General features: G+C 74.3%; 1 protein-coding gene. It reads left to right on the top strand.

The features are described from left to right. Positions 1-1,316, top strand: a 1,316-nt coding sequence (locus AWZ10_RS01065) for an ATP-binding SpoIIE family protein phosphatase (RefSeq protein WP_159058189.1), incomplete at its 5' end; no start/stop codon positions are given. Between the last annotated feature and the right edge of the window lie 59 nt (positions 1,317-1,375).

Genomic DNA, 1,375 nt, shown 5'->3' with positions numbered 1-1,375 from the left:
AGGGACGCGCCGGGATCTGGCCCGCCGGGGCGGACCTGGAGCCGGCCCTCGCCGACGTCGGCCCCGGCGGCCTGGCCGTCCTTCCGCTGCCCGCCGGGGGCCGCATGGCCGGGGCCTGTCTGATCGGCTGGGACAACCCCCACGACTTCGGCCCCGAGGAGCGCGCCCTGCTCACCGCCGCCTCGGGCCTCGCCGGGCAGGCCCTGATGCGCGCCCACGCCTTCGACGCCGAACACGAACTCATCGGCATGCTCCAGCGCACCCTCCTCCCACGCCGCCTGCCCCAGCTGCCCGGCGCGGTCGCCGTCGCCCGCTATCTGCCCACCACCGCCGGTCTGGAGGTCGGCGGCGACTGGTACGACGTCATCCCCCTGCCGGACAACCACGTGGCCCTCGTCATCGGCGACGTCCAGGGCCACAACGCGGGCGCCGCCACCCTCATGGGCCAGATGCGCACCGCCCTGCGCGCCTATGCCGTCGAGGGACACCCCCCGGACGTCGTCGTCTCGCATGCCAACCGGCTCCTCGTGGACATGGAGACCGACCTCTTCGCCACCTGCTGCTATGTCGACATCGACATGGAGGAGGGTTCCGCCTGGTACGTGCGCGCCGGACACATCCCCCCGGTGCTGCGTCACCCGGACGGCACCACCGAGATCAGCGAGTCCGAGGGCGGGCCCCCGCTCGGCGTCGTCATGCGGGCCGACTTCCCGATGAGCCCCCTGCGACTGGCCCCCGGCACCCTGCTGGCCCTCACCACGGACGGCCTCGTCGAGTCCTCCGACGTCGACGTGGAGGACGGCCTCGACCACCTGGCCGCCGAACTGTCCGCCGCAGACCCCGCCCACCTCGGCGTGGTCGCCGACACCCTGCTGAGCGGCGCCAACCGCGACGACGACGTGGCCCTGCTCCTCGTGCGCTACGACGGCATGGCCCTGCGCCCCCAGCGCGAGAACTGGAGCGTGTGGCGCGTCCCCCAGGCGGTCGGGCAGGCCCGCCGCTACACCCGGCGCGTCCTGCGCCGGTGGGACGTCGAGTCCACGGCCGACACCGTGCTGCTCGTCGTCTCCGAGCTCGTCACCAACGCCCTCGTCCACACCGACGGCCGGGTCCGCCTCGATCTCACTCTCCTGGCCGACCGTCTGCGCGTCGCCGTGGCGGACTCCTCACCCCGCACGCCGATGAAGCCCACCATCATCGGCTGGGAGGCCACCGGAGGCCGCGGCATCCTCCTCGTCGAGGCCGTGTCCTCGGCCTGGGGCAGCGTCCCGGTCAGCGGCGGCAAGCAGGTGTGGGCGGAGATCCCCATCGACTGAGCCCGACGGGCCGGGGCGAGCCCTTCGCCGGCCCGTCGGACGGCCGCATGGCGGGCCCG

The organism is Streptomyces europaeiscabiei (assembly GCF_001550375.1).
GTDB lineage: Bacteria > Actinomycetota > Actinomycetes > Streptomycetales > Streptomycetaceae > Streptomyces > Streptomyces europaeiscabiei.
Note: the sequence above shows the minus strand (reverse complement) of the source record. Positions and strands in the feature narration are given on the sequence as shown.